This is a genomic window from Oryzihumus leptocrescens (genome assembly GCF_006716205.1).
In the GTDB taxonomy this organism is placed as follows: domain Bacteria; phylum Actinomycetota; class Actinomycetes; order Actinomycetales; family Dermatophilaceae; genus Oryzihumus; species Oryzihumus leptocrescens.
In genome coordinates this window covers 1,511,255-1,537,452 of the sequence record NZ_VFOQ01000001.1, presented here as the reverse complement: position 1 = coordinate 1,537,452, position 26,198 = coordinate 1,511,255, and the positions used below count along the sequence as shown (strand labels likewise).

Below are 26,198 nucleotides of genomic sequence, written 5' to 3'. Positions count from 1 at the left end.
GGCGTGGACTGTAGTGGTGGTCTATTCGGTGCATGCCCTGGCCTCGCTCTATGGACGACCGGAGGCTCTGCGCTTTGAGGACTTACATGTCTATACGGGCAGTTTGAACTTCTTACGCGAGGGCCGGAACCCTTACGACTTCCAGGCCAGTAACGGAGACCCGTTCACGTATCCCCCTGCGGCTCTGCTCCTGTTCCTGCCACTGATGCTGTTGGATCTGCCGCAGGCGGAGCTGGTGTGGACAGTAGTGACATTCATCCTGACTGGTCTCCTCGCATGGGTGACGATGCGAGCTCTCCGGTCGGCTCTGCGCCTGTCCGTGGGGGTTCCGCTGGTAACTCTCGTGCTGTTGTGGAGCGCACCGCTTCAAAGCAATTTGCGCTTCGGGCAGGTGAGCATCCTGATCGTCTTGCTGTGCGCGGTGGATCTGTTCCGGCGTGTGCCGGGGAAGCTCTCGGGCCTCCTCATCGGGGTGGCGGCGGCGGTAAAACTCACGCCGCTGATCTTCATCGCTTGGCTGCTGTTCTGCCGCCGGTGGCGTGAGGCTGCGGTGGCGATGACAGCGTTCGTCGGCTCGTCGGTCGTGGCCGCAGTGCTCTGGCCGGCCGTATCGGAGCGGTACTGGCTTCATGACGTGGCAGTGATCGGGCGAATTGGAGACCTTAGTTTGGGGGGAAACCAATCCTTGCAGGGCGTTCTCCTGCGAAGTGGCGCCACGGAACCCGCCACACTCCATGCGCTCTGGGTCGCCCTGTCCATCTGCATCGCAATCTTGTCGTTCTACCGGGCACGTGTGATCGCCTTGGAGAGCAGAGTCCTGGCCACATGCGTCATTGGTTGTGCCGGGTTACTCGTTTCACCGGTGTCGTGGAGTCATCACCAGGTCTGGACCGTACTCGCAGGCGTCGCAATGCTTACTCAGACCGGCCGATTGGTGCGCTCCGGGGGTGCCGTGACGCTGGTCCTGATGTTGCTGTCACCGTCACAGCTGCCCGGGTACGGCGCGGTTGGACTCACATGGCTATGGCAGAACGGTCGAGCGCTCATCGAGGTTGTGATTGCCGCGCTACTTCCTTTGCGGCCGCGGCAGCCTCTTGAGGAGGGTCCTGGCCGTCGCCCTGCCGATTATGGCCATGAGACTACAACGCCAGAAGGTGCCGCGGGACGGATGAGTGAACTGCACGTTGGCCTATAGTTAGGTCCCGTTGATGAACTACTGACGTGCGTTGCGTAGACAAACGACCAGAACGTCCGCGTTTGGGCCCCCTACACGTCCGCCGACAAGCGCATCGGACCGGGCCAGACGATCACGTAACGCGGTTCCCCCGAAGTCGGGACGATCCCAAGTGCGATCAGGACATGCGGAAGTGAGCAATCACTCGCGGACGGCCAAGTGTCGGTACAGCGCCGCGAGTGCGTGCTCGCCGCGCAGGCGAACGACCCATCGCCCCGGCTTGGAGTGTGCCTCCTCCTGAGCCCCCGGGACCTGCATGGCGCTGCGAAAAGCGGCCTCGTCCTTGAATATCAGGTCATACATGTTGGCCCGCAAGTAGCCGGCGGTCTTCCCATCGACCTCGACTCGGACGTACGCCGACGCGGCTTCTGGGGGCAGGTGGATGCTCGCGATCATGGTCATGGCTGAAGCATGGCGTGTGCCTTTGTGCCGTGCACGCGCTATGCCAGGCAGGCCGTGATCCCCTCGTTCGATCAGTAGCAATGGCTTGCGTCATTCCGCCGCCAGTCGGCGCACCGGCGATTTTCTGGATCTGCCGATGCGCGGACGTTCGCTCGGCCGCGGTGCTTCAGGGGGTAGCAGCTGTGCCTCGCGGCGACCTCGAGGGCCTCGTCGATGTCGTCGACCGAGAAGGCGACGCGGTGCATGCCGATCTCGTTAGGGCGGGTGGGTTCCGTCTCTATTGCGTCGGGGTGGATGTACTCGAAGAGCTCGAGACGACCGATGCCGTCTGGCGTCTAGAGCACGGCGATCTTGGCGTGGTTGCCGTTGAGGCCCACGGCTGTGTCGGCCCACTCTCCACTGACCGTGTCACGGCCGAGGATGCGGAACGCGAGTTCAACCCGCGGTTGTAACCGCGGACCGCACGCCGAACCACTCAGGTGGGTCGGCAGGTGCGCGACCCTCAGCGCGTTGTGCCCAGGGCATCAACTAGCGAGGCCGCCCCGCTGACCGAACGCAGCGTGATGGTGGTGTTGGCAAACGCGGCGGTGGGCACGTGGACGACTTCCCGGTGCCAGCTCGCGGAGGACAGGCCAATCTGCGATACCCGACGCGTGCCGACATAAAGGTCGAGGACGCCTTGGCGCGGACCGCGCAGGACGACGATGGCTACGCCGGCACCGCTTTGGTGGTAGGCACGCAAAGTGGCCCCGGCACTGTTGAGCCGGGAGACCGTGCCGCTGAGCGCCAGAGCGCTGCTTGTCCGGCTGACTCCCGCGCCCGCCAGGGCCCGATCGTCATACGGCACGGTGGCGCAGCGGTAGCCGGCCCACGGTGACACCAGGCCGACCCGGTCGCGGGCCCGAACGGTGTAGCAAACCTCGCCACCGGCCGGGACGGTGACGTGCTGCACGGCGCTCGTCGTGGCCTGCCAGGCTGCCGGGCGTTGAAGTGCACCCAAGGTGCCCCCGGGTGGGGCGTACCGGTAGCCGACGTCGTAGTTCGCAACCGCGGTGTTGTCGCTTCCCCGGTACACGAAGGCCGCCGACGTCGCGCTGGTCCGGCCGATGATCAGCGGTCCAGCGCTCGCCACGGTCACGGTCGGGCTCGTGCCGTCGACCGCGGAGCAGCGGCTGTGCGACCAGGAGGTGAGGTTGCCGGCCTTGTCACGGGCACGAACCTGGAAGCAGGCGCCCTGCCCTGGGTACAGGGGCTGCAGGGTGGCAATGCTGCTGGGTGTGTGGTCCCAGACCGGCGGGTAGACCCACGGACCGAAGGGAGCACCGGTCGTTCCCACGTCTTGGTAGCGGACGTCGTAGGAGGCCAGGCCCGCGCCGGGTAGTCCACCCCCGGCGGAGGGGTCCACGAAGGACCAGGAGAAGCTCACCTCGCGGGCGCCATTGACCCGCGGAGTGCCTCCAGTCGACTGGAGGACCGGCGCCCCGGGGTCAGCTGCCGAACACCGACTCGCCGACCAGTCGCTGACGTTGCCTGAATGATCTCGCGCCCGCACGGAGATGCAGGCGTCCTGGCCGGGCGTGGTCGTCAGCTCTGCAGTTGTATCCGTGGTGCCCTGCAGTTGCGCGGGCAGGGTCCAGACTCCGTAAGCCCCTCCGATCGGCCCCTGCTGGTAGCGCACGTCGTAGGAGGCGACCTGGCTGGGCAGCTCACCGGCGACGTCGGTCCGGTCGGTGTAGGACCAGCTGACCGAGACGCTCGTGCCACCGACGCGCGGGCTGCCGCCGAGTGAGGTCAGGTTCGGTGCCGTGGCGTCGTGCCAGGCGGTGGGTGCCGTCGTGAGCCAGTCAAGCGTGACGACGCGTGCCTGTTCGGTGGTGTCGACATAGGCGAGTCGGGGGCTGCCATCGTCGTTGACGGCCAGCATCGGTTGCGGCTGTGCGTAGTTGCCGTGCAGCGGGCCGTAGAGCCGGCTGCCACCCCCGGGGCCCAGGTTCTGGACCTGGGCAACGACGTACGTGGTCCCGGAGGCGTCAGTGGTCTGGTGGAACCAGGCCGCGAAACCGTTGCCGAGCTGCGGGATCCCTGCGCCCCAGACCGGACTCCACGGCAAGACCTGCGGGGCCAGCACGCCCTGGGTGTCGATGGCAGTGAACTGGTCGCCGCATCGCACCAGGGCGAAGCGTCCGGCGACCTGCAGGCTCACGTAGGGGAACTGCTGCGTCGGGTGGGGGCACGTCGGCAAGCCTGTGTGCACCGCCCGCGGCGGCTCGGAGCCTCCGAGCTCGGTCGCGACCAGGTCGCCTTGCGCATTGGGTCCCACCCACAAGGTGCGACCGTCGACGGCATACGGCGCGTCCGAACTGGCCGTTGCAAGCCGGGCGCCGGTGCGGACGTCCTCAAACCCGACGTTGTGGAGGTCAACCTCGCTGCTGAGGACCTGCCCACCTCGCGCCAACAGGGCACAGCATCTCACGCCCAGATCCCGATGACCGCCGGGCCAGCTGGCTGTGACGTTCCCGGCGGTGTTGCTGCCGCTCTGGGTCAACACGACGTTCCCCTGAGCCGCCGTCAGGGAGCCCGGCAGCGGGGCATCCCCGTCCGCCAAGGCGTCCTGCCAGGCACCCGAGCCATCCGCGGGGGTCGTCAGGACGGGCCCGTCGCCCGGGCTGTAAGGGTCACCGAACCCGGCCACGACCCGGTCACCGCTGAAGCCGAGCGCAGTGACCTGGCGCCCGACCACCGGCAACTCGGTGACCTCATGTAGTGGCTGGCCGGGGCCGACCGTGGCCACACGTCCCGTAGTCGTGTCACCCAGGTACATGGCGACGCTGCCGTCGCTCACCGAGCCGGCGTACCCCACATTCGCTGCAACGGCCTGCTCCCGCGACCCGGTGGACAAATCGATCGGCTCCAGATGCGCCCGGTAGAGCCCGTCGCCGGGCTCGTACTCAAGGACCGCAAGGCCGTCGCCGTAGCCGATCCAGCCGCGGGTGTCTGCGGTGTCGGGGACGGTGGCTTCGCCGGGGTCGGTCCCGTCGAGGTCAGTCCAGTAGACGTGCGCGGACGCACCATTGCCCGTGTCGATCCAGTAGACCCGTTGCGCCGTCATCACCACGTGCTCGTGCGGGATCGCGCTGCCGGGGATCGCGTGGAGGGTGCCCGTTGACAGGTCGATCGTCCAGATCCGGTCCGAGTAGTCGGTGATCAACAGGGTGCCGGCACGCTCGACGACGGAGTAGTCCATGTTGCCCAAGACCAGCCCGGTCACGTCCAGCGGGTTCTGGCCCGGACGGCGGAGAACCGCGTGCCCGGAGTCGTAGCGACCGACTCGACTGAGCACCCACGTCGCCCCCGCCCCGACAAGGGTTTCGCTGGACGGCACGTCCACCGTCCACTCGGTCTGGCCTGTCTCGATCCCGGTCACGGTGACACGGGTGGCGCCCGACTGGTCCGGGGACGGAGTCTTCTGGACCAACCCACCCTCGGCCAGATACGGCGCCTGGAGCCCTTGTGCCCACGTCACTGTCCGCGCGATCGACCCGTCGTCGGATCGGTGGATGACCGTCTGCGGGTCGTCGTACTCGTCCCGCTGGTAGAGGTTGAAGGCGACGTACCCCGGCGCGCCGACGTCCAGAGGCAGGTATCCGGGAGCGGGCGCGGGATAGATCGGCAGCTGCTGCCCCGCCTGGACCGACGGGTCCGGCGACAAGGCCATCGCGGCCGGGCCGGCTGCGAGAACCGGCGCCGCCACCAGAAGGGGAGCGATCAAGCGCACCAGCGCACAGCGCAGACGAGTGTTCGGTGTTGCAGCCACCCCAAGACCCCCTGATCAGACCGAAGCGTCCGCCCACGGCCGGCCGAAACCGTACACCCACCCAGGGAGGACGCGACGGCCTTTCGAACCGACTCACAGGGAAGCCGGCGGGGAACTGCTCATCGATGAAGAGTTCGATAATGTCAAGGTCATCGGCGTCTACAGCGACGAGCAGTCCGTGGCGGCGGCCATCGGTCGGGCGCGCAGTCGTGAGGGTTTCCGGGACGAGCCGGACTGCTTCATGCCCGACCCCTACACGCTTGATCAGGACAACTGGACCGACGGCTTTGTGAGCCTGCCCGCTGATGACGACTGAGCCTCCTTGCGACACTCGCTCATGCCGCAATTGGTGCGTCATTCCGCCGCGAATGACCTGGCTTGCCGCACGCTGGTCATGCCGAAGCCCGTTCCAACCGTGATGGCGCCGGCCGCGAGTCCGTCGATTTGACCGTGAATGTCCGGCCGAAGCCTGAGAGGAGGTTCAAGAGTCAGCCAAGTAGGCACCTTGGTCCGACGAGCTCCCCCTACCTTTCATGTGCCGGTTCGGCAGTTCATCTAGTGCTGGGGGGAACAGATGAAACTTCGACTTGCTATTACCCACGTCATCGTTGGGTCTTTGCTTTCTGCAGGGTTGGCCACGATCGCTCATCCTGCAGCGGCGGTCGCGCTTCCTCTGGCACATCACACACCGCCCGTGTCTCGAGCTGTCGGGGTGTTGAAGAGTTCGATACCGCGACAGGGACGGGCGCTGCAGCCAGTTCCGCCTACGCTTGCGCACGTTCCAGTCGGAGCTAAGCCGTGCGTCTCAACGTTCCTCGGGTTGACGTCTCGGGTCTCGTCGTGCGGTAGTTCCTCGCGCCTGCGGGTGAGTGCCGTGTCCGTGGGCGCCGGCAACGTTCGGTGCGCGGCCTCCCCTGCTCTGACGTCCTCGCGCTCTGGAGCGTGCTTGCTCCATCCGGCGGGACGCAGCAAGGAAGCGGTCACGAAGGGCCACCCGTCGATGGCCCGAGCGGCCAAGGGTGGTCGCAGTTACCGGTCTGGCAGCGCTCCTGGGCACGCGGCGCCGGCGTTTTCCGTGGCTTGGTCCGTGAACTTGACCTACACAGGCACATCAAGTTTGACGTTCACCGCAACGACCAGCCAGCCGCTGGACGGCACCGGCCTATGGGTTGAGATCTTCGAGACGACCAACGGCGGCAGTACGAGCTACCTCGGCTGGTGCAACTCCGGCACGACGTGCACCAAGGGCCCGGTCACACCGCACGCCACGCAAGGCAAGTTTGTCGCTGTCTTGGGGAACACGCTGCCGAACACGTATGCGCAGTACCCGGCAGCAAACAAGTGGGCTGAGTCTCCGATGGTGCTCCCTCCGCCGTGGACCATCTCGATGTCGGCATCGGTTGGAAGCACGATCGGCCTGACGGCCACCTCGAACTACGCGGTGGGCAACGGCGCATACATCGAGGTTTTCGACAGCACCCTCGTGGCGAACACGACTTACCTTGGCTGGTGCGGCTCGGGCACGACCTGTTCGTTCACGACCGTGCCGAAGACGAAGCAGAGTACGTACATAGCGGTGGCTGGCTACTCGCTCTCCAACACCTATCCGTCGTACTCGGCCAGCGCGACCATGGCCACGTCTCCACCTGTCACGCCGCCGGCGTGGGCGGTCACGCTTCGCAGTTCTGGCTCGACGTTGACCGCTACAACGAATTACGACCTGTTCAGCGCCGAGTACACCGAGGTGTTCGACGAGACCTCGACCAGCAATGTCACCTACCTGGGTTGGTGCCACAGCGGGACGCAGTGCTCCTTCTCGGTTGGGAACTCTGGGCATCAGTACCTCGCCACGGTCGGCAGTATCAGCAACACCCCAATCCCCAGCCCAACGTTCGCCGTGTCGAACTCCGTCGGGGTGGCCGGCCCAACTGCCGCCTACGAGACCTCAGGCGGAAGCAGCCTGGCGGGGATGGACGCCTGCTACGTCTGCTCTGGTGACCCCGTGAACACCCTCACGGGCGAGTTCTTCGAGCGAGCGACTGATGTGGCCGTCCAAGGTCGCGGGCCCAGCCTGGACGTTACGCGCACGTACTCGAGCCAACGCGCGGCCTACGACGGACCTTTGGGCACCGGCTGGGCGTTCGCCTACGGCATGTCGCTCGCATCCGACCCGACCACAGGCGCGGTGACCATTCAGCAGGAGAACGGCTCAAACATCACCTTCACGAATACCAGCTCAGGCACCTACGTCGCGCCGACACGGCTCTTCGCCACCCTGACAGCGAACCCGGACGGCACATGGACGTACGTCCGCAAGGCACGTGAGATCTTCGTCTTTACCGCCTCTGGCCGGCTTCAAGCGATCCGTGACCTAAACGGCGAGACGATCGCGCTGACCTACAACACCGACGGCACCCTGGCCGCCGCAACCGACGCCGCGGGCAGGTCCCTGAGCTTCACCTACACCTCGGGTCGGATCCGGGCCGTCACCGACCCATCAGGACACTCCACCGCCTACGGGTACGACAGCTCTGGGCACCTGATCAGCGTCACCAACGCGGACGGGGCGCTGACCCGGTATGGCTATGACGACTGGGGGCTGCTCACGTCGGTGACAGACCCCGACGGGAACGTCACGACGAACACGTACAGCAGCAGCCAGCGCGTGACGTCGCAGACCGACCCGGCCGGCGGAGTAACGACCTTCGCCTATGGCGGCGACGGCACGACGACGGTCACCTCCCCGGACGGCCGAGTGACTACCCACCTCTACGCCAGCGGCGCCCAGACCACCCAGGTCTCGGGAGCTGGCACTGCCTCGGCGGCGACTACCAGGTATACGTACGACCCGGCCACACTGGCGATCGCCACCGTGACGGACCCCGACGGGCACGTCACTACGTACACCACCGACACCCAGGGCAACCGCACCAGCACCAAGGACGCGCTCGGAGACACCGCCTCGTGGCAGTACGACAGCCTCGACGACCTCACCTCCACCACCGACGCTGCCGGGCGCACCACGACGTACACCTATGACGGGCAGGGCAACCTGCTGTCTGTGTCCCGGCCCGTGACCGAGACTGGTCAGACCCAGACCACGACCTACACGCGCAGCTCCGCCCACCCAGGCGACGTCACCGCCGTGACCGACCCGAACGGGAAGACCTCCATCCGTACGTACAACGCGGACGGCACCCTGCACTCGGTGCAGGACCCCTTGGGGCACACCACCACCTACACCTACGACGCCATGGGCCGGCCCGTTAGCGTCACAACGCCGCGCGGCAGCGTCACCTCGACCTCATACGACGCGATGGGCCGAACGACCGCCACCACCAACGCGCTGGGGCAGGTCACCTCCTACACCCTGGACACGGCGGGACGGCGCACGGCCGCCACGGACCTGGCCGGCGGCGTCACGCACTACGCCTACGACGCCCGCGGCCTCGTCACCCAGATCACCCGCCCCGACGGCACGACGAGCACCTTCACCTACGACCACGACGGGCACGAACTCACCGGCGCGGACGGCGCCGGCAACGTCACCACCTACACCTACGACGCCCTCGGCCGGATCAGCGCGGCCACCGACCCGCTCAACTGGACCACCAACTATGGGCACGACGCCGCCGGCAATCTCACCACGATCAAAGACCCAGCCGGGCGGACGACCACCAACGGATACAACGCGGTCAACCTCAAGACCGGAACCACCTACAGCGACGGCGCCACGGCCGCGGCCACCTTCGGCTACGACCCGGACGGCCGCCAGGTCTCGATGCGCGATGGCACCGGCACCACCACGACCAGCTACGACTCGCTCGGACGCCTCGCGCAGCAGACAAATGGCGGCGGCCAAACCGTCGTCTACGGCTACGACCTCGACAACCAGCTCACTGCTCTGACCTACCCCAACGGGCAACACGTCGACCGCGGCTACGACGACGCAGGCCGCCTGCACACCGTGACCGACTGGCTCGGACACACCACCACCATCAATGCCGACGACGACGGCAACGCGACCTCTACCACTTGGGGCAACGGGGTCACCTCGACCGCCACCTTCGACGCCACCAACGCGATCACCGCCATCGGCATCAAGGGCCCGACCGGCGCATCCCTGGCCACCCTCGACTACACCCGCAACTCCGGGCAGTTGACCGCGGCCAGCGCCACCAGGCTGCCCGACACGGGCAACCACACGTACACCTACACGGCCAACTCCCAGCTCAGCGGGGACAACAGCACCACATACGGCTACACGCCAGCTGGCGACCTCAGTAGCATCGGCGGCGACACCCTCACCTACGACGCCGCGAACGAGCTCGCCTCCTACACCCCGGCCGGCGGTGCCACGACCAGCCTCACCTACGACAGCTCGGGCAATCGACTGACAGGCCCGGACCCCGCTGGGGCTACGGCGACGTACAGCTATGACCAAGCGGGGCACCTGACGACAACCGCAGTGGCTGGAACCAGCAGTTCCGCCACCTACGATGCCGCCGGTCTGCGGGCGACCCGCACCGCTGGCAGCATTACCCAGCACTTTGCCTGGGCCGCCCTGGCCGCCCCTTTGCTCCTGACAGACGGTGCGAACAGCTACCTCTACGACGACCAGGGCCAACCGATCGAGCAGGTCGACCAGACCGGGGCAGCGCAGTACTTCCAGCATGACCAACTCGGATCCACCGTCGTGCTGACGGACGGCACGGGCGCCGCGGTGGCCACGTTCTCGTATGACCCGCACGGCAACCTCACTGGACACACAGGCGCTGCTGACACCCCTCTGCGGTGGAATGGGCAGTACCAAGATGCGGGCACCGGCCTCTACTACCTTCGGGCTCGGTATTACGACCCGTTCACCGCACAGTTCCTGTCCCGAGACCCGTTGGTGTCGCTCACGAGGGCTCCCTACAGCTATGCCAACCAAGATCCTCTGAGCGAAGCGGACCCGACCGGGCTCATCACGATCGGCCCCTGCCTCTCCGGTTCGGCTGGCGCAATGCTCGGCGGATTCCTCCAAGCCTGCCTGGTCATCGGTGTCGACGACCGGACTGGCGACATCTCCGTAGGGTCCACTGAAACCATCGGTGGCGGCGGACAGACACCAGAGGCAAACCTTCAGCTCTCTGCCCAGGCCAGCACTGCCAGAAACGTGCAACAGTTGGGCGGCCCGTTTGGCTACGGTGGACTGTCTGGTGACTTGGGGTTCTCCGGCGGGCTCGGCGTGTTCGGAGGGCAGTCCTGTGGGGCTCCAGGTGGTGCGGTGCTCGGTGCTGAAGTCGGAGGCGGGGTCGGTCTTGCCCCGGTCGCTGAGGTGCACGGTGGGGTGAGTTACACATGGACGCAGACGTTCTTGTCACTGTCTCCGTCGGCCCTACTAAAGGAACTCCTATGACGTGGAATGCCCTGTCGACGCGACGCGTCGGAGGCCTAAACGTTTCCCCGATGCTCAACTTGACTAGGCCGCTCGTCACGATGCGCGCGACAGCTGATGAGGTCGTCTTTATCCCAAGATTCGGAATTCATCATCTCGTCGGACCTTGGCGGGTAAGCAGAGCGGAGGTGCTACGACTTCGTCTCGCCCCCGGGCGCTTCTTGGGGTCCGGAGTCGAGTTTCATCTGCGGGATGGACGCCTTTGGACCTTCTGGACGGCTCATCCCACCGACGCAATCGCTGACCTCGCCTACCTTGGCTTCCCTGCAGAGTAAGGCCGTGGTGAGAGAGCAGACTGGGCTCGACCAGGCCGCTTCAGCTCTCGCGCTTCGGGGACTTCACGCATGAATCCCACGCTTACTGCCGAACCAGGCCAACGACGAGCAGAACGTCCGGTTTTGGCTCCTCTCTGTGTCAAGAAGCCGTCTGCAGCGGGGTCGTAGGCTGAGTTGTGGCGGGTCCGGGAAGTGGCTTGTCCGAAGAGCCGGTGTGGGGATTTGAGCCGGCCGCGCTGGAGTCAGCAGCCGTCTCCCGTTGCCCTCCGGACCCGTGACCGCGTGCGTGATCGCGTCGTTGACCATGCTGGCAGAGCCGCGCGGCGTTCGGCTTCTGAGGTGTAGCAGCGGGCGTAGCCCCAGCCGTCGGCCAGGGTGCGGTGGAACCGCTCGATCTTGCCGTTGGTCTGCGGCCGCCGCGGTTTAGAGGGCATCTCACGTGGCAAGTTTCGCGAGCTTCTTGTGGCAGGTCAGAGCAGCGGCCAGGCCGAGGAAGGCGAGGAAGTGCGAGCCCTTTCGTTCGTATCGGATGGTCAGGCGGCGGTAGCCGAAGAGCCAAGCGATCGACCGCTCGATCTTCCAGCGGTGCCGACCAAGGCGTTCGCCAGACTCGATGCCTGGCCGCGCGATGCGCGCGACGAGCCTGCGCTCGCGTAGCCAGCTGAGGTGTTCGGCGGAGAAGTACGCCTTGTCCGCACGGAGTTTGACAGGCCGGCGCCGCCGTGGTCCCCGGCGGGACCGGACGGCGGGGATGCCGCGGATGAGCGGCTTGAGGGCGAGACTGTCGTGCATGTTCGCACCTGACACGGCGACGGCGAGCGGTATGCCGTGGGCATCGGACAGCATGTGCAGCTTGCTGCCTTTCTTGCCGCGATCGACCGGGTTCGGCCCCGTCAGCGATCCCCCCTTTGGCGCGAACGGAGGCCGCGTCAATGATCCCCGAGGTCCAGTCCACCTCGCCCCGGACCCCGAGTTCGTCCAGCACCGCCCGATGCAGCCGACGCCACAGGCCGACCTCGGTCCATACCGTGAAGCGGCGATGCGCGGTGGCGGAGGACGTGCCGAACGTCGGCGGCAGATGCCGCCAGTCACAGCCGCTGGTCAGCACGTACACCACTGCGGTGAACACGGCCCGCTCGTCACGCGGAGCGGTCCCGCCACCTTGCGGTCGAGCCGCGAACGACGGCAATAGCGGGGCGACCAGCTCCCAGAGTTCATCAGGAACCAGACGCTTCGACAGGTCAGCACTCACGGCAGGCATCATGCCGCTCGAAGATCAAATCACGTGGGACAGCCTTCTACGCCTTGGCTGATGAGGCCGATCTGGCGGCTTGCTCGATCTTCGCGCAGTAGGCGGTGCGGGTGTCCTCATCGATCTGCATCTCGTGTTCGGGGCGCATTCCGGTTCGGCCGTCGACGCCTTCGCGCAGGATGTCGGCGTGCCCGGCATGCCGGTTTGTCTCGCCGAGGACGTGGACCAGGATGGCGAACAGGTTCGTGTTGGTATAAGGCTTTGGCCACCACGGCACGTGGCCGGGGGCGTCGAGGGCAAGTTCGTCGATCGTCGCGTCGGAGTGTTCCCACGTGCGCCGATAGGACTCGATGATCTGATCGCGCGCCTCGTCCTCAGCCGCCCACAGATCGCTGCCGTCGTGGTCCTGCCACCGGGGCAGTGGTTCCGGGGACGGCCGGTCGAAGACCTCTCCGAAGTACCTGGCCTCGACGCTGGCCACGTGTTTGACCAGGCCGAGGAGGTTGGTCCCGGTCACTGTCAAAGGTCGGCGGGCATCGTATTCGGACAGGCCGTCGAGTTTCCAGAGCAGCGCCTCGCGGTCCCGCCGCAGTCTCCCGTGCAGGTTGTCCTTCGCGAATTCATCGATCATGCGGCATGAGCCTGTCATGGGTTACTCGCGGCCTCAAGATCCCGTACGTGGATCGCAATGGCTGGCAGAGCCGAAGCCTGGCCATGGCCACCGCCCTGCGCTACTCAAGAAGCTCGCGGAACCTGCCACGTGAGACATCCTCGTAGTCCGGGAGGGGCGGATGCCCAGCGTTTAGTTCTTCTCGGCCGAGAAGGTGACAGTCGACTGGTCATCCGCGACCAACAAGACACCGAAGCTTCCCGCAGGACCATGCTCCTTGAAGAGTCGGCGAAGCTCGGCCATGTTGCCTACGATCAGGTCTTTGGCGCTCATCTCAAGTCGTCCCGGAAGAGGGATGCTAGTTTCAGCCAGCGGGAGACTGTCGGGGCCAGTTCCGGTCATAGAGACGCGGGGCATGAATCCCGACAGTGAACACCACTCCAGAGCCGCTCCACCTTCGATGGGGATCCAGCGGGGAATCCATACCCAATCGACACTGTTTCCGGCCCAAAACTCGTTGGCCATCCTCAGCGCCTGACGGTCCTGACCTGTCAGTCGAGGCGAACCTAAGAAATGGCCAGTAATTTCTTGCGATTGCTCGAGCAGTTCCAGATCGCGGGCAATCTGTTGAACTTCTTGGAAGTTGGCGACGGTGGCTGATCCGAGGCGCGCGGTGACAGGCAGAGCACCCGGGAGTTCGATGCGTACCGCGGCTGCCTGCATCAGGCATGCCAAGAAGGAGACCGAGGGCAGAGCGTCGCCGGGGTGCGTGTTCGAAGGAATCCTGAGCCCGACCTTGCACTCACTTTGGTGTGAGTCGATGAAGTACTCCATGCTGAGGATGTTCGTGTCATCAACCATGTAGATTCGCTGGCCGCCGCCGCTGCCGCGGGTCGACTCATCAACGGTCATTGTCAGCCGTTGCGTGGCTCGGCCATCCTGCAAGGCCGACACGCGCACTCGAGTACGTGGCCCTGGGTTTGGAGTCAGAGTGATGCTGACAGCTGCTCCTTTCGGGACCAGTCTGGCTAGTTCAGCGGGAAGGTCTAGATGGACATCCGCGACATTGTTGGGGCCCAGCGAGAGGCCACTTCCGAACCGGTGGAAGGAGTCGATGTCGTGAGCGGCAGCACTGCCATGTTCCGCCTTGAAACCTAGAGAAGCGGTTATGGGGCGGCGATTGGGAGCATCTGCGTCTTTTGGGCGCACTGACACGGATGTGGTGCCGTTCGTAAACGCTAGGTCAAACGCGTAATCGGGGTCGACAGAATCTGTAAGGCCGCGCAGGGCCTGCGCTCGCTCGATCGCGTCGGGCAGGCCATTCCCCAATCCAGCCTTCTCCTGCTGGTACGAGGCGAGCAGTTGAAGAGCCTTGGCCTCGTTGCCTCCGGGAACGAATGCTCGATCGAGATCGGGACGTTGTGCGAATTGGACGTCTAGCCAGGTGCGACCTAGGCATTGGACCGGAACCGAGACAACAGTGGACAGATCGCTCTCAAACCAGCGCTCCTCGGCAGGACTGAAGTCCATCGGCAAGACAAGGGTCCACCCCGCCATGTTTGGCCGTTTTGCGGACGCCACTCTCAACGACTTGAGGATCTGAGACTTGCGACCTGGGCTCAAGCGTCCGGTGAAGCTCTTTACCTCGTAGATGTGCAGAGAGCCGTTAGCCACAGCCACCACGTCGGCGCCGTCGTCCCCACCGGAGCCATCTACCCGGCGTGCCCCCGGGACGATCCTGACGAGGAGTGCGGAAATTGCATCCTCGACATCTTGGGGTGCCATCATTTCCCATGGGATTGGTCTCACGACGAGAAGCCTCTCGCACCCTTGGATGGCTACGCGTCACGGCGCGCCAACCCATCCGACGACGGCCAACTCCCCGGCCACCTGCACGCCCGCACGGGCGGTCGCCGTAGTCCCCTCAACCACGGCCCACGTTGCTGCGAGGTTCTGGTCCTCAGGTAGCCGCCGGTTACGACTGCGATTGCCCAGCGCAACCCACCGGGCGGGGTTGAAGCTAGGGAACTTGACTGCAGGCGACATCAAGGTTCCTGCGGGGGTGCTCTGAGCTCGAAAGTAGGCGATGCACCCGCAGGGAAAGGCGCAGGGGGGGTGCTGGCTCCCGAGGAGGCCACTCGGCGTCGACTGGATGGCAGGTGTCAGTCCATCCGCCGCCCGGGGCCATCGTCCTCGTTGACCACCGAGACCGCGACGCCCATGGCTCCCGGGACGTCGATGCGCAACCGCGCGGGGCCCGCCTTCGTCGCTGGGTTCGACTGGCGGCTGCGATTGCCTACGGGGGACAACCCGAACAGTGCCAAGTCATGGACTTCGACGACACGCGAACCGTTTGGTACACCATTCTCGTTTCCGGGCCCACCATGGCCCGGCGAGCCCTCCACCTCGCCATCAGGTCAGAAGGGGTACTCGATGTCCTGCTTCCGTCGGTACTGACGGAACTGGCCGACGCAGGCATCACAATCGACGCCTTGACGAGAGAGAAACTCATCCGCCGAGAAGCAGAGTTGGCGGACTTCCAGACCGAAGTGTTTCGGAAACCGAAACTGCTCTCCCACGGAAACGCAGACGCTGACGACCGATTGATAATTGAAATGGCTGGAGGGCCAGAGGAGCACCCTGAACTCCTCGCGTGCGCGTGGTCGCAGCGTTGGCCTGAGCTGACTTGGGACTGTCTCATCCGCACGCAGCTGGACTACCTCGATGTTAGCTACCTGAGGGCCATCGGCGGGGAGCTGCTCGTCAACGAGGAGCTGGACGCCGACCATGAGCTCTTCGCATACGTTGACCGTTCCTAGGCCAGCAAGGCTCGCCCCGCGCGACTTGGCCGGTGGCTCGAGGGCGAGTGCGGCGTCTGCAGGTAAGGTCCCGCTTGTCGTTGATACGGCTGTTGGCCGGCAATCACCTATTGCGTCCGGGACGCCCAGGTCCGCGCGGGCGTTAACTGAGTGACAAGAGTTGCATGCGAGGTAGGCGTTGCAACAGAGGGTCGCCGGTGCGCGTCGATGCGGCGCTGATCAAGATGATTCGCGGTTCGATTCCCGGCTCCGTCTTTCGGCACCACGGCGCCCCGCGTTCACCAGCAGGACGGCCAACGCGACAAATGCCAGCACCGCCGAGACTGCGTCGAGGACCCACTCAAGGATGCCTGACGCGTGACTTCCCCAGCTCCCCCGTCTGCAGCAACGCGCCTACGTCGACCCGCTGCTGTTCCCACGCCGGGCGGGTGCGGTCGACCTCGTCGCGCAGCTCATGCACGGTCATCCACTGCACCGGCTTGTCCATGCTTGCCACCTAGGTGGGAGGCGCGCAGCAGCCGTCGCAGCCGTGGACCCCGGCGTGCGTCCGGCCTTGGCTGACCTGCCAAGCCAGGTCGTCGGGGTCGGGGTGGCCGATGCCGTGCGGACAGATCCGCTCCATCGCGCCAGGGCCCAGGTCGGCGCGCCAGTTCAGCGGCCAGGTCCGCATGTGGTGCTGGCTGGGGTGGTGGATGACGCAGCCCCGTCCGGCGCACTCGGACGGGTCGTGCACGTTAACCAGCGGCAGCGCCCCGGCGGCACTGGGGTCCGCCGGGTCGGCCGCGGGGAGGCGGGTGATGGCCAGGATGGTCCCGGACTTGTGCCAGTGCTCGAGGTCGGGGTCCCCGGGCTCGTCGAACAGGACAAGGCTGGCGCCGCCGACCCGGGGCCACGCCGCGACCCCGGTGATCGGCTGGGGCGTCGCGTCGATGGCCATCGCGGCTTCCGGGGTGCGCGGCAGGCGGGTGTAGGTGCGGGCGTCCAGGTCCCAGACGTGGACCGAGCTGCGGGTCTCCACGGCCCAGCGGCCACCGGTCTCGGGCGTGAGCTCATCGACCTGCTCCATCGGGTATCCCTTCTCGTGTGCGGAAACTCAGGCCGGTCCGTCGTGGTTCGGCACCCCGAGCAGGCGGGCCAGACCGGGGCTGACCGTGGCCAGCGGTGAGGTGAGGGTGAGCGCGCCGGCGCCGTCCCAGGCGATGGCGATCGAGACGTCCTCGCCGGGCAGCTGGACCAGGACCAGGTCGTGGAAGTGCCGCCATTGCCCGTCGGGTCCTTGCCGGGGCGTGGGCGGGTGCCCGGCGGCGTTGCCGACCCGGCGGATCATTCGGGTGTCCAGATGGACCTCGTACGCGGACCCCGAGGCAGTGGTGAAGCCCTCCACCGCGGTCACCCCAGCCCGGTGTCCAGCAGGGTCAGCAGGGCCCGCACCTCGGTCAGCAGCATGTTGAACGCCTGCACGTAGAAGACAGCGTCCATCTCAGCCGGCCGCGCGTCGTCGAACTCGCCCACCATGCGGGTCAGGTCGACCAGCAGCTCGCTGATCTCGTGGGAGGCGTGCAGCTCGTCGCGCAGCAGCGCCGCCGGCAGGGGCGAGCGGGCCGGGGCCTGGCGTGGCGGTCGGGACCGCAGCCAGTCCGGCGGGTCGGTGGTGTCCAGGTAGGCGGGCCAGCACCGATGGACGCAGGCCTGGGCCCAGGTCCGGGCGTCGTCCCGGTCGCGGGTGCACCGGGCCAGCTGCAGGCGCAGCGCCGCGGCCTCCGCCAGCGCACGCCGCATGGCCTGCGGCAGGTCCCCAGCGGCCTCCGGGTGGGTGGGCTTGGCCATGCCGGCTCCTTCCCGGGGAGGTCATTGCGGTGCCTGCCCGTTCGGGTCGTGGCCGACCGGGGGCGGGGTCTGGCGCATGTCGTGGGCCCAGTCGCGGTCCGGGTCCTGGGGCATCGGCACCACCGCGCCGGGGACCTTCCAGATGTCGGTGCCGGCCCGCGCCGACCGGGCCTGCACGCCGCGCGCCCAGGCGGCCAGGACCGCCGGTGGGGCGATGCCAGGGGTGAGCCGGCGCAGCGCCCGGACCAGCGGGGTGGACTCCAGCCAGGTGTGCGGGTCCACCTCACCGATCAGCGGGATCCCGGTCTCCCGGTGCGCGGCATGCAGGCCGACCGGGTCGTCCAGGAGCTCGTCGAACGCGGCGGCCGACCACATCCAGGTCGCGTGCAGGTGTAGGTGGGCGACCACGTTGGCCCGGTAGGCATCGCCCATGTCCGCCACCCGGTGAACCTCGGCGCGGGCATCAACCCAGACCTGCGTCTGGTCCACAACGCGCCGGTCCAGCATGCCGGGAGTGACGCCGTGGGCGTCGAACGGCGGGTCGGGAACCGGCTCGATTCCGGTGACTTCGGCAAGGGTGGGGCCGAGCTCGTCGTCCATGATCACATCCCTTGGCCTTCCGAGGCCCCCGGGCGCTTGCCCCTCTGAGAGACTCTGGTTCTACAATCCTCTATCAGAGGAATTGGGGTCAATGATGGCGCTCTTTCAGGAGATCCCCCGTGGGCACCGGGGCCCTGCGCTGGTACGCCGGGCACCCAGGGCCCACCTCAAACCGACGGACGACCTCCGGGGCGCCTGGCCGGGGTCATGCCGACCGACTCTGAACGAGCTCCCCCATCGGGAGCGAGGTCAGGCGCGCGCCTTCACGCTCTCCTGGGTCGCCGGCCAACAGCCTGGGTCAGTTTGGCCGTCGCCGTGCGGTCCCCCATCCGGTGAGTCCATTCCATTTTCGCACACGATTCGCACAAGAAGCTGCCTACCGGTTGAGTAGCCAGCTTCTTTCGGCCGCGCCACCGCTTTGAGAAACGGCAGGTCACAGGCCTGCGGTCATCGAAGCGCAGGAGGCATTCAAGTGATACTTCGACATCTAAACCAGTCGGGCCGCACCGGCCCCGACCTGCAGCAACGCCCAGCCCCCGTCAGGGAGTCCCCCGGATTCCCCCTGCCGGGGGCTGGGCCGTTGTCCGGGGTGATTGCGCTCCCGGGCCGGCTCGACACGGACCGGGCCATGGACATCGACCTCAACGCACCGATCTGGACCATCGAGCACGTCGCGGCCGCGCTGCACCTGCACGTGGACACCGCCCGCGAGTACACCTACGACCCGGCCTTCCCCGCCCCCCGGGCCGGGTTCGGCCGCCACCTGTGGCTCCGCGAGGCGGTCCTCGCCTGGTTCACCGCCCTGCCTCCGCGCAGCGCCCGCGCGCGGCGGACCCCGAGCCCGGCCGGCACGCCCCTGGCCACCGGAGCCGACCGCCGCGCGCCGCGTCCGGCCGGCGCCACCGCGCCCACGCCGGCGCCGGCGACCCCCCGGATCAAGTCGTACAAGCCGAGGCCACGATGAGCGTCGCGGTCGCGCCCAGGGACCAGCCGGGCCCGGTCGCCGTGGTCGGCGCCGTCAGGGTCTCCGGGCCGAACGCCAAGGGCTACTACCGCCTGAAGTGGGTGAACCCGGACGGCAGCCGCGGCGACACCACCGGTGGCCGCGTCCTGGACGGCGCCCTCGCCAAGGCAGCGGAGATCGACTTCTGCGTGAGCGCCGCGGCCGGGCCGAAGGCGGTCACCCGGCTCGCGGAGATCTTCGACGCCTACCTCGCGGCGGGACGCAGCCCGTACAAGGGCAAGAAACCCTGGAAGCCGGCCAACAAGCTGCAGATCGAGAACAACCTCAGCCGCTGCCTGCGCGGCTTCGAGGACCTGCGTGCCATGGATGTCACGCGAGAGGTGTGCGACCGGATGCGCGCCCAGGCCGGCACCGACGCCATGGTGCGCATCAACACGAGCCTGGTCCGGGCCTTCCTCGTCTGGGGCGAGCAGCACGGGTACTTCGCGCCGCTGCAGGCCGAGCTCCTCCCCCGCGCCTGCAGCATGCCGGCCCCGTCCCTGCGCCGGACCGCGCAGCTCCGCGAGGCGCCGGCCCGCACCCCGACGGTCCGCCTGAACGGCCAGGCCGCGGGCTACATCCGCGACGAGGATGCGCCGTCCCGGACCCGGATAACCGCCCTGGCCACCGAGCTGGACAAAGCGTTCCCGAGCTGGGGCGCGCTGGCCACCGAGCTCGCCGCGGGCAGCGGCCCCCGGTGGGGCGAGCAGTTCCAGTTCACCGCCCACGACGCCCACCTCGACGGCTGCGCCGAGTACGCCCACGCCCACCTCCACGTCGACTGGCAGGTCGACGCCCCTGGCACGCCCGGCCCGGGTCATGGGCGCCGCGTCCGCCCCAAGGGCGACAAGGCCCGCGCCATCCCGGTCCCCCGGGTGTCCATCACCGGCTACCGGCTCCGCGACGCCGTGCGCGCCCGGGTCGAGGTCGCGCTGGCCGAGCAAGCGGACGGTCAGAATCCGGAGGCGCTCCTCTTCCCGGCGAAGGAGGGCGGGATGCACTGGTACACGGGCTTCAACAGCGACTACCTGCTCCCCGCGATGGAGGCCGCCGGTTGGCAGGTCGAGCACTGGATCGAGGAGTATCCGAAGTGGGACGCGCGCACCCGGACCTACCGGGCCGTGACCGTCCAGCGCCGCAAGGCCCGACTTCCCTGGCACTCCCTGAGGCACCGGTTCGCCCGCACGTGCGTCGACATCCTGCACATGCCCGAGGGTGAACTCATGGCAGTCGGCGGCTGGGAGAACATCGGCACCGTGCAGACCCGGTACTACCGCAGCGGACGGGAGAACATGGAGCGCGGACTGAGCTACTTCGACTGATCGCTCGAGCGTCTGTCAGCAGCCCGTTCCAGGATCGCAATGTGGGCAAACGGCCACCGCTGTCGGCGCATCCGGTTACGCACCGCCATCCTCACCACCGATATGTCAGGGCGTCGCCGCGGGGGCCGCCTCCACGGTGGCCGTGGCCAGCGCGTCGAACGGGGCAGGTGCACCGGGACACCCGACTCAGGAACCGCCGCACAAACCCGTTGACCGGGCGGCGACACTGCCACCGTGCCCGTCTCGCTCACCTCTCTCACCGCCGACCTCGCCGCGACCTACACCGAGGTCCTCCGCCGCAACGCCTCCCACCTGAACCTGACCCCCTCTGAGCGCGACCGCACCCCCGAGGAGCACGCCGCGGCCTGGGCCGACCCAGCCGAGGGCAACATCCGGTTCGCCGTGCTGCTCGACGGCCGCCTCATCGGCCGCGTCGACCTGGACCCGGTGAACCCGCCGAAGTACTCCATCGGCTACTGGATCGACGCCGACCACACCGGCCGCGGGCACGCCACCACGGCCGTCGCCCTCGCGGTCGAACACGCCCTCGACGAGCTCGGCGCCACCGACGTCTACGCAGGCGTCACCCACGGCAACCACACCAGCGTCGCCGTCCTGCACCGCAACGGCTTCACCCGTGTCGCCGACCTGGGCACCTACGAGCGGTTCCACCTGCCGCTGGACGGCGGGCCACCCCGCAACCCGTGAGACGTGCACGACCACGACCGGGAGCGAAGCCGCTGGGAACGCCCAGCAGGGCCCGGCAAGCCGCCCACGCCCGACGTACGCAGGCAGAACGGAGTACTTAGCTCCCGCCGGTGCGCCGATGACTGCGGTAGACGCGGTCCGGCAACGGTGGCGGTGGTGGCAGGTGCCGCTTCGCGGCGACGTCGACCAGCGCCTGGTGCACGTCGGCGCGGGCGAGCTCTCGTAGCGCGTCCACGTCGGTGCGCACCGGCATCCCGGCCAGGGTCCGCACCATGGTGACCTGCTGGTCCTGCCCGCGCTTGCGCACACCGGCCCGCGCCGGCGCGTAGTGAATGCGGGGGTGCTCGACGACGACCTGCAGGTACAGCACCCCGAACGGGGACCCCTCCCACCACGCGGCGTGCTCGGCGTCGCGCGCCAGCAGGTCCGCCACCCGGGCCACCTCCTGCTCGTAGGCGCCGGTGCCGAAGGCGTCCAGGCGGTCGACGACCAGCCACCCGGACCCGGCCAGGATCGGCGGCCCCGCGTCCTCGACGACCACCGGCACCGCGGCCCCTGGGCCCACCGGGGTGTCGATGCGCAACGGCACCATCGGCTCGTCGGTGGTCAGGTCGACCTGCAGCCGGCCCGAGCTCTGCCCGAACAGGCCAGACCAGGGCACCAGGGACACCCGCTCCGAGCCGTCCCAGCGCAGCGTGGCCGCGCTGCGAGCAACCCCCTGCAGGGTGCTGAACGCGACGGCCGGCTCGGTGCGCGCCACGACCTCATCCCGGCCGGTGGCGGCCCACACCTCCAGCTGCACCCGCCCGTACCCGTCCGGGGCGATGCGGTACACACCGGGCGCCTTGTGCCGCCGGTTGGGGCTGAGCTTCCACGCCGACGCCCACCACAGCCGCAAACCCTGCTCGGCCACCTGGGCGCGCAGCGCCTCCAGCGGCGCCAGCGGCAGCTCGAAGATCGCCCGCGAGCGGGCCAGGAACGCGGCCTTGTCCACGTCGGCGTCCCACGCCCGGTCCGGGAACCCGGTCGCCGGGTAGGCCTCCACCTCACGCAGCATCGGCATGTCTCACGCTCGCCTTCAGGCCGGTGGGGCCAGCTTCACGACCCGGTGTCTGTTCTTCCTCCTGGTCGTGCAGATGTCGGCCGCCGTCAAGGTCTGGAACAGGGCCCGGTGCGCGTCGTCATCCGGGACGTCGAACGTGGTCTGGGAATGGGTGGTCAAGTTGTTGTAGGGCGGCCCGAGCTCGGTCAGCGTGGCCACGATGTCATCCGCCGTGGGCGGCGGGGTGGCCATGACCAGCAGCCGGACCGTGAGGTCTGGCGCTGTCGCCTGACCGGTGGCCGCGACCCGGCGGACCTGGTCCAGCGGCAGCGGAACTCCGTGGTCCACGGCGAAGTCGGCCGCGGCGATGAGCGCGGGGCCGTCGTCGTCGGGCACGAACTGCTCCAGGTCCTCCAACACCAGCCGGCCGACCTTGTCGCGAACGTGCGGGCTACGGAACAGGTCCGCGACCATCGCCTCGACCAGGTCGGCGGTGAGGAACTCCTCGATGTGGTCGGACGCGAGGATTGCCGGCCCCATGGCCTCCCACCCGGCTTCGTGGAAGTGGCTGAAGGAGGTCGCGTCGTCGGCGACCAGGCGGTGCTGGAGGAGGAGCGCGAACAGGTGACTCGGCTCCGGGGTGAGGTTCGCCGCTGTGAGGGGTCCCTCGAGGTTGAGACTGCGGACCAGGGTGACCCGGTCCGCGGGTTCCCGGATGGTGTCGCCCGCGTTGAGGAGCGCGACGGCGGCGGCCACCTTGTCCGGTTGCCTGTCGGCGGCGGCTTCGTCCTCGTCGGTGTCGATCTGGCCGGCCTCGAGGAGCAGGGCGGCCAGGTGTGCGTCGATCGTCCCGACCTCGGCCCGGTAAGCCTCGAGGTTGGCCAGGGAGGGGCGGAAGAGCTTGGCTGCGGCGAGGGCCGGCCACGACGATGTCGGAACCTCGTCCAGACGCTGCAAGGCACTCTCCGTCGCCGCGCCGTCCGCCAGCTGCCGAACCTGGTCCGGGTTCCAGTCGTCGGCCACCTCCGACAGCACCGCGGTGAGGGTCTCGGTCGTGCGAACCGCGTGCGGGGTCTCGTCGTCCAGTTCGACTGCGGACAGGTACTCCGAGGGGTTGGCGAGGCAGTACTGGTACACGGTCTTGTTGGCGCGCACCCGGTCGAGGCTCACGTCACCCGTGAGGTCGAGAGCGGCCCGCAGGTTGGGGGCTGTGAGGCGGTAGAGGTTCCGGTCGACGACCTGCTCCCGGAGCGTCTCGTGCACCGCTTCGAGGTCAGGAACGGACACGTCGGCCTGCTCGAGGAGGGTCGCGACCGTGCGAGTGACGGACTCGTCGTGGGCCTCGGTGAAGGCGGACATGCTCGGGTAGTGCTCGACCAGGAACTCGCTGACCTGGAGACCGAGGTCGTACGGCGCTTCGGGGTCGCCGGCCAGGAGCGCGGCGTTGACGAGCTCGGGGCGCACGTCGTCGGGGACGCTCTCGCTGGCAACGAGGTACGGGAAGACCTTGCGCCAGCGGCGACCGCTCAGCTGCGCCGCCAGTCGGGTGCGCTGCTCACCCGAGGTGAGGTAGGCCGTCACGAACTCCTGGGCCGGATCGTCGAAGTCGGCGATCAGGTGGTCGACGATGTTCGTTGCGCGCTCATCGGAGGTCGCGAGCAGGTGGTCGAGCACGGCGATGTTGTAGGCGCTGATGGTCTGGGTGAAGTCCTCGCTCGCCTCGTCCAGCAGGTTGGCGACGGATGCGGGGCTGGTGAACCGGTAGTCGATGTCCATGGTGTGGGTCTGCACGGTCTGCACGATGAACGTGGCGACGTCGACCCCGGTGAAGTGACCGTAGAACAGGGCCGCGTAGAGGGGGAAGTTCCGGTCGAGGTAGCCGCGTTTGACCAGGTCCCGGGCGAGGTCCGACTTCATGGTCGCGTCGATGATCTGGGTGAACGTCTGGTCGGTTTCGTCCACCCTGAAGGTGAACCCCCCCGCAGCGGCCAGGTCGTGGAAGTCGGCACCGCGGAGGAACGCGATGTCCGCATCGAGCTCTGCGAGCTCGGCCCGGGCGGCTTCGTCGCCCAAGGTGTCCCACCGGTTCTTGGTCAATGCCTCCGGAAAGAGAGCACCGAGAGCGTCTTCCCCCAACGTCATGACCCGCTGGGGACCGGCTCCCGGGTGGCTCTGGGCGAGGATCACGACCTCGGCGGCTTCAGCAGCTTCGGCCCAGAACTCGGTTGATGCCAGTTCGTCGGGGTCGTACCTCGTGGAGCTCACGGAGAACCGAAGTTGGTAGCCCGGCCAGTTGGAGCCAGCGAGCGCAGCCTGCCCGAGGGCTCGAAGGCGGTCGCCGACTTTCCGCGCGACGGGGGCAATGGATCGAGCCCGTACCCGGCCAGCGGCAAGGTCACGCTTCCTCTTCTCCCGCTCGGCGACCGCTGCGCGCACCAGGTCGCGGCGGTGAGTGTAGAGGCTGTCCAGGTCGCTGCCGCGGCGTGCGATCTGCTCGAAGTCCCTCAGGTGGAAGTTCTTGTAGGCCACCAGGGCGAAGAGCTTGCTCGCGTTCAGCTCGGGCGCGGGACTGTCCGACTCCAGCAGGCGCTCGGCGAACACCAGGTACTCGTTGCGCATGTTCATCAGCAGGCGCATGTCGGTGGTGTGCCGCGCGACCAGGTCGACCAGGCGGCGGTCCACCGTCGTCACGCCGGCCTTGTCCAGCAGCTCGGTGAGCAGCTCGCGCGCGTTGCGGTGGGAGATGAATGGGACGACCGGAATGACCAGGTCGAAGAACTTGGTCCGGTTCGCCCGGACGGTCTCCGCCACCGCGGCGTCGGAGGCCTTCTCCTTGGTGTCGGCGCCCAGCTGCTCGAACAGGCTGTCCCGCACCGCGTACACGAACCGGAGGGGCGTGTCCTTCTTCAGGCGCTCCGGGGTGTGGTTGAGCAGGGTGTTGAGCTCGCGCAGCGCCTCGAAGATTTGCGGGTCGTCGAAGCGGTCCAGGTCTTCGAGGATGACGATGTCGTAGGGCTCGGCGTTGAAGAAGTGGACGATCTCGTCCAGGTATTCGTCGAAGTAGGTGGCCGTCTTGGTCGACAGCTTGACCGACGCCCCCGCCGCGGACAGGTCGGATACGAAGAAGCGGTCGTAGGTCACCAGACGCGTCACCGCGAGAGGCACGACCATCAGGCTGCCCACGAGCCCCCAGAGGCCCACCCGGACGGGCCACGGCTGACCGGCCCCGGCCCAGGCCGGTGACGGCAGCCACCCCAGCAGTCCGAGCAGGAGCCCGAGCAAGCCCACCGCGGTGGCGGATTCACCGACCGCGCGCAACCTGGACAAGGGGCGGATGCGCCGAAAGCGCGAGTGCCGCACTGTGCGAGCGGTCGCGCTGTAGAGCAGCTGCTTGACGAGCTCCTTCTGGATGCGGTTTGTCAGGGTCACGCCCTCGGCGCTCGGTGCGAGCGTGGAGATGGCCAGGCGGAGCGTGGTGGCCTTGTGGTTCTGTTCGAACCCGTCCAGGACGCTGGACTTCCCGGTCCCGTACCGCCCGGTGAGTGCAATGTTGAGGTTCTCCTGCCCCCCGAGCGCCTCCTCCAGCCGCTGGACGTAGGCGCGGTGCTGGGCCTCCTCGAAGTGAGGTGCCAACGACCGCAGCGACACTTCGGACAGCGGGCCTGACGCGCCCGATTCGGTGGGCGCCGCTGACGCCGGCAACGCCGAAGAACCGGCCACGCTCGGCCCGTCCGGGGCCAGAGGGACGTCGACCTCGTGGCGAGCCTTGCCCTCGGGCGTCAACGACGCCTCTCCCCCTGCCCCTGTCACTGCTCTGCCCTCCACAGATGTCATGAGCGTGACTGTCCGC

At 67.7% G+C, this 26,198-nt stretch carries 19 protein-coding genes and 2 pseudogenes; 7 read left to right on the top strand and 14 right to left on the bottom strand.

Features of this window, described 5'->3' with window-relative positions:
* The first annotated feature begins 16 nt into the window (after window positions 1-16).
* A complete protein-coding gene (locus tag FB474_RS07265; RefSeq protein ID WP_185746079.1) occupies window positions 17-1,195 on the top strand; it encodes a glycosyltransferase 87 family protein in 1,179 nt (392 codons plus the stop codon).
* Between the two features lie 180 nt (window positions 1,196-1,375).
* Here FB474_RS07265 and FB474_RS07260 read toward each other — a convergent pair whose 3' ends face one another.
* From FB474_RS07260 to FB474_RS07250, 3 genes and pseudogenes are all read right to left on the bottom strand, one after another.
* A complete protein-coding gene (locus FB474_RS07260; RefSeq protein WP_141788034.1) occupies window positions 1,376-1,636 on the bottom strand; it encodes a hypothetical protein in 261 nt (86 codons plus the stop codon).
* A 155-nt stretch (window positions 1,637-1,791) separates the two neighbouring features.
* Window positions 1,792-2,061, bottom strand: a pseudogene (locus FB474_RS21145) (VOC family protein); the annotation flags it as partial.
* Between the two features lie 77 nt (window positions 2,062-2,138).
* The gene (locus FB474_RS07250) at window positions 2,139-5,405 is read right to left on the bottom strand and encodes a phage tail protein (RefSeq protein ID WP_141788033.1); all 3,267 of its coding nucleotides are present in this window, start codon (window positions 5,403-5,405) and stop codon (window positions 2,139-2,141) included.
* 25 nt (window positions 5,406-5,430) lie between these two features.
* Here FB474_RS07250 and FB474_RS07245 point away from each other — a divergent pair, with 25 nt between their 5' ends.
* Window positions 5,431-5,766, top strand: coding sequence for a hypothetical protein (locus tag FB474_RS07245; protein ID WP_185746077.1), 336 nt, complete (start codon window positions 5,431-5,433; stop codon window positions 5,764-5,766).
* A 771-nt stretch (window positions 5,767-6,537) separates the two neighbouring features.
* Window positions 6,538-10,851: a DUF6531 domain-containing protein gene (locus FB474_RS07240; RefSeq protein ID WP_141788032.1), complete on the top strand. Its 4,314-nt coding sequence runs from the start codon at window positions 6,538-6,540 to the stop codon at window positions 10,849-10,851.
* Between the two features lie 453 nt (window positions 10,852-11,304).
* Here the strand turns inward: FB474_RS07240 and FB474_RS21140 are convergent.
* The 4 genes and pseudogenes from FB474_RS21140 to FB474_RS07220 all read right to left on the bottom strand — a co-directional run.
* Window positions 11,305-11,593: pseudogene (locus FB474_RS21140) on the bottom strand (integrase core domain-containing protein); the annotation flags it as partial.
* A 7-nt stretch (window positions 11,594-11,600) separates the two neighbouring features.
* A protein-coding gene (locus FB474_RS07230; protein ID WP_425465312.1) for an IS5 family transposase occupies window positions 11,601-12,426 on the bottom strand; the annotation gives its coding sequence in 2 pieces (ribosomal slippage) (window positions 11,601-12,074 and window positions 12,076-12,426; 825 coding nt in all).
* Window positions 12,427-12,463: 37 nt separating this feature from the next.
* Entirely contained in the window at window positions 12,464-13,048 is a 585-nt protein-coding gene (locus FB474_RS07225) for a DinB family protein (protein ID WP_141788030.1), read from the bottom strand.
* Between the two features lie 171 nt (window positions 13,049-13,219).
* Window positions 13,220-14,836 (bottom strand): hypothetical protein, encoded by a 1,617-nt coding sequence (locus FB474_RS07220; protein WP_141788029.1) that lies wholly within the window; start codon window positions 14,834-14,836, stop codon window positions 13,220-13,222.
* A 518-nt stretch (window positions 14,837-15,354) separates the two neighbouring features.
* Here FB474_RS07220 and FB474_RS07215 point away from each other — a divergent pair.
* A complete protein-coding gene (locus FB474_RS07215) occupies window positions 15,355-15,846 on the top strand; it encodes a hypothetical protein (RefSeq protein ID WP_141788028.1) in 492 nt (163 codons plus the stop codon).
* Between the two features lie 340 nt (window positions 15,847-16,186).
* On the opposite strand, the gene FB474_RS20695 is transcribed toward FB474_RS07215, so the two are convergent.
* Genes FB474_RS20695 through FB474_RS07195 form a run of 5 tightly spaced genes read right to left on the bottom strand, consistent with a single transcriptional unit; the run spans window position 16,187 to window position 18,273 of the window.
* The gene (locus FB474_RS20695) at window positions 16,187-16,333 is read right to left on the bottom strand and encodes a hypothetical protein (RefSeq protein ID WP_185746076.1); all 147 of its coding nucleotides are present in this window, start codon (window positions 16,331-16,333) and stop codon (window positions 16,187-16,189) included.
* A gap of 9 nt (window positions 16,334-16,342) precedes the next feature.
* On the bottom strand, window positions 16,343-16,912 hold the full coding sequence (locus tag FB474_RS07210) for a hypothetical protein (protein WP_141788027.1): 570 nt from the start codon (window positions 16,910-16,912) through the stop codon (window positions 16,343-16,345).
* 27 nt (window positions 16,913-16,939) lie between these two features.
* A complete protein-coding gene (locus tag FB474_RS07205; protein ID WP_141788026.1) occupies window positions 16,940-17,230 on the bottom strand; it encodes a hypothetical protein in 291 nt (96 codons plus the stop codon).
* 5 nt (window positions 17,231-17,235) lie between these two features.
* Window positions 17,236-17,673: a hypothetical protein gene (locus tag FB474_RS07200; RefSeq protein ID WP_141788025.1), complete on the bottom strand. Its 438-nt coding sequence runs from the start codon at window positions 17,671-17,673 to the stop codon at window positions 17,236-17,238.
* A 21-nt stretch (window positions 17,674-17,694) separates the two neighbouring features.
* Complete coding sequence (locus FB474_RS07195) at window positions 17,695-18,273, bottom strand: hypothetical protein (protein WP_141788024.1); 579 nt, start codon at window positions 18,271-18,273, stop codon at window positions 17,695-17,697.
* 628 nt (window positions 18,274-18,901) lie between these two features.
* On the opposite strand from FB474_RS07195, the gene FB474_RS07190 reads away from it, so the two are divergent.
* From FB474_RS07190 to FB474_RS07180, 3 genes are all read left to right on the top strand, one after another.
* A complete protein-coding gene (locus tag FB474_RS07190) occupies window positions 18,902-19,237 on the top strand; it encodes a hypothetical protein (protein WP_141788023.1) in 336 nt (111 codons plus the stop codon).
* Window positions 19,234-20,598 (top strand): hypothetical protein, encoded by a 1,365-nt coding sequence (locus tag FB474_RS07185; protein WP_141788022.1) that lies wholly within the window; start codon window positions 19,234-19,236, stop codon window positions 20,596-20,598. The genes FB474_RS07190 and FB474_RS07185 overlap by 4 nt, the downstream gene beginning before the upstream one ends.
* Before the next feature lie 234 nt (window positions 20,599-20,832).
* A complete protein-coding gene (locus FB474_RS07180) occupies window positions 20,833-21,306 on the top strand; it encodes a GNAT family N-acetyltransferase (RefSeq protein WP_141788021.1) in 474 nt (157 codons plus the stop codon).
* Between the two features lie 97 nt (window positions 21,307-21,403).
* Here the strand turns inward: FB474_RS07180 and FB474_RS07175 are convergent, their stop codons facing one another.
* Together FB474_RS07175 and FB474_RS07170 are read right to left on the bottom strand one after the other, a co-directional pair.
* Window positions 21,404-22,369 (bottom strand): hypothetical protein, encoded by a 966-nt coding sequence (locus FB474_RS07175; protein ID WP_141788020.1) that lies wholly within the window; start codon window positions 22,367-22,369, stop codon window positions 21,404-21,406.
* Window positions 22,370-22,384: 15 nt separating this feature from the next.
* Entirely contained in the window at window positions 22,385-25,981 is a 3,597-nt protein-coding gene (locus FB474_RS07170) for a YobI family P-loop NTPase (RefSeq protein ID WP_141788019.1), read from the bottom strand.
* Window positions 25,982-26,198: the final 217 nt, after the last annotated feature.